Source organism: Pseudomonas sp. (genome assembly GCF_049645325.1).
In the GTDB taxonomy this organism is placed as follows: domain Bacteria; phylum Pseudomonadota; class Gammaproteobacteria; order Pseudomonadales; family Pseudomonadaceae; genus Aquipseudomonas.
Genome location: NZ_JBARTQ010000399.1, coordinates 1 through 2,706, shown reverse-complemented (window position 1 = coordinate 2,706; position 2,706 = coordinate 1). Strand labels below are relative to the sequence as shown.

Here is a 2,706-nt window from a genome sequence, read left to right as displayed (position 1 = left end):
GGCTGATACACCGCCTTCGCGAGCAAGCCCGCTCCCACATTTTTGACCTTCATGGGTGTTGAGATTTATGTGAGCCCAAACAAAAAATGCGCCCCTCGGGGCGCATTTTTTTGGTTCAGTCAGCCATCGCCTGTCAGGCAATCGCATCCCAGGCCCGATCACCGTGCTCGTCTTTAATCCGAGTCGGCAAGCCCATCACGTCCAGCGCTTTTAGGAACGGCTCAGCCGGCAGTTCCTCGACGTTGGCCATGTGTTTCACATCCCACTCGCCACGCGCCACCAGCAGCGCTGCGGCCACGGGAGGAACGCCGGCGGTGTAGGAGATGCCCTGGCTGTCGGTTTCGGCAAAGGCTTCTTCATGGCACGCCACGTTGTAGATGAAGACTTCGCGCGGCTTGCCATCCTTGGTGCCTTTGACCAGGTCGCCGATGCAGGTCTTGCCGGTGTAGCCAGGGGCAAGCGAAGAGGGGTCGGGCAGTACGGCCTTGACCAGCTTCAACGGCACCACTTCCAGGCCTTCAGCGGTGGTGACCGGTTTTTCGGAGAGCAGGCCGAGGTTTTTCAGCACGGTGAACACGTTGATGTAGTGTTCGCCGAAGCTCATCCAGAAACGCACGTTGGGCACGTCGAGGTTTTTCGACAGCGAGTGCACTTCATCGTGGCCGGTCAGGTACAGGTTCTGCGAACCGACCACCGGGAGGTCGTCGGTGCGTTTGACTTCGAACATGGTGTTGCTGGTCCACTGGCTGTTCTGCCAGCTCCACACCTGCCCGGTGAACTCGCGGAAGTTGATTTCCGGGTCGAAGTTGGTGGCGAAATATTTGCCATGGCTGCCGGCATTGACGTCGAGAATGTCGATCGAATCAATGCGGTCGAAATGCTGTTGCTGCGCCAGCGCGGCATACGCGTTGACGACACCCGGGTCGAAGCCCACGCCAAGGATGGCGGTGATGTTCTTCTGTTTGCACTCTTCCAGGTGGTTCCACTCGTAGTTGCCGTACCACGGCGGGGTCTCGCAGACCTTGCCCGGCTCTTCGTGGATGGCGGTGTCGAGGTACGCAACGCCCGTGTCGATGCAGGCGCGCAGCACCGACATGTTGAGGAACGCGGAACCTACGTTGATGACGATCTGCGATTCAGTCTCGCGGATCAGGGCCTTGGTCGCTTCCACGTCCAGGGCGTTCAGCGCGAAGGCCTGGATGTCGGCGGGTACCTTGAGGCTACCCTTGGCCTTGACGCTGTCGATGATGGCCTGGCATTTGGAGATGTTGCGCGACGCGATAGCAATACGACCGAGTTCGTCGTTGTGCTGCGCGCACTTGTGGGCCACCACCTTGGCGACACCTCCTGCACCAATGATAAGAACGTTCTTTTTCAATTGCTTTATCTCTCCTTTATCCGCCAGCTTACGAAAGGCTGGACAGGTAGTCGTCGTAACCAAATTCACGAACCACCTCGACTGTACCGTCGAGTTGTTTCACTACGATGGACGGCATTTTCAGGCCGTTGAACCAGTTTTTCTTGACCATGGTGTAGCCCGCGGTGTCGATGAACGACAGCCGATCGCCGATGGCCAGCGGACGATCAAATTGATATTCGCCGAAGATATCCCCGGCCAGGCAGGATTTGCCGCACACCATGTAGGTGTGTTCACCGTCGCTCGGTGCCAGCTTGGCGTTCAGGCGGTAGATCAGCAGGTCCAGCAGGTGAGCTTCGATGGAGCTGTCGACCACGGCGAGGTTTTTGCCGTTGTAGAGGGTGTCGAGCACGGTCACTTCCAGCGAGGCGCTGTTGGTGATCGCCGCTTCGCCGGGTTCCAGGTACACCTGCACGTCGTACTTCTGCGAGAACGCCTTGAGGCGCTGGCAGAAGGCGTCGATGGCATAACCTTCGCCGGTAAAGTGGATGCCGCCGCCGAGGCTGACCCAGTTGACCTTGTGCAGCAGCGCGCCGAAGCGTTCTTCGATGGTGTTGAGCATCTGGTCGAACAGGGTGAAGTCACCGTTCTCGCAGTTGTTGTGGAACATGAAGCCCGAGATCTGCTCAATCACGCCTTCGATCTTTACCGGGTCCCATTCGCCCAAGCGGCTGAACGGGCGCGCCGGGTCGGCCAGCAGGTAGTCGGAGCTGCTCACTTGCGGGTTGACGCGCAGGCCGCGGGTCTTGCCTTCGCTGCGTTCGGCAAAACGCTGCAGCTGGCTGATCGAGTTGAAGATGATCTTGTCGCAGTTATCCAGCATCTCTTCGATTTCATCGTCGGCCCAGGCCACGCTGTAGGCGTGCGCTTCACCTTCGAACTTCTGGCGGCCGAGCTTCAGCTCATACAGCGACGACGACGTGGTGCCGTCCATGTATTCCTGCATCAGGTCGAACACCGACCAGGTCGCAAAGCACTTGAGCGCCAGCAACGCCTTGGCGCCGGACTGCTCGCGCACGTAAGCAATCTTCTGCATGTTGACCAGAAGCTTCTGTTTATCGATGAGGTAGTACGGCGTTTTGATCATTTTTGAGAGCCTGCGGCGGTGCCTGCCAAAAAAGGACACGCATTGTGCCCGCACTTGGATCGAATCGAAAGGTTAGTGGGCGGATTTTGCGCGCCTGGTTTCCAAGGATAGCCTCGGAGTATGACCGTCTATGGCTCCACCTCGGCCCAATGTGGCGGTGGGCTTGCTCGCGAAGGCGGTGTGTCAGTCACAGATTGTTAAC

Annotated in this window: 2 protein-coding genes; both read right to left on the bottom strand. The window is 58.5% G+C overall.

The genetic code is table 11. From position 1 onward, the window contains the following. Nucleotides 1–133: 133 nt before the first annotated feature. Nucleotides 134–1,378, bottom strand: coding sequence for a saccharopine dehydrogenase family protein (locus WBB95_RS17335; RefSeq protein ID WP_424488704.1), 1,245 nt, complete (start codon nt 1,376–1,378; stop codon nt 134–136). Nucleotides 1,379–1,406: 28 nt separating this feature from the next. Next, nucleotides 1,407–2,504: a carboxynorspermidine decarboxylase gene (locus WBB95_RS17330; RefSeq protein WP_424488703.1), complete on the bottom strand. Its 1,098-nt coding sequence runs from the start codon at nt 2,502–2,504 to the stop codon at nt 1,407–1,409. Nucleotides 2,505–2,706: the final 202 nt, after the last annotated feature.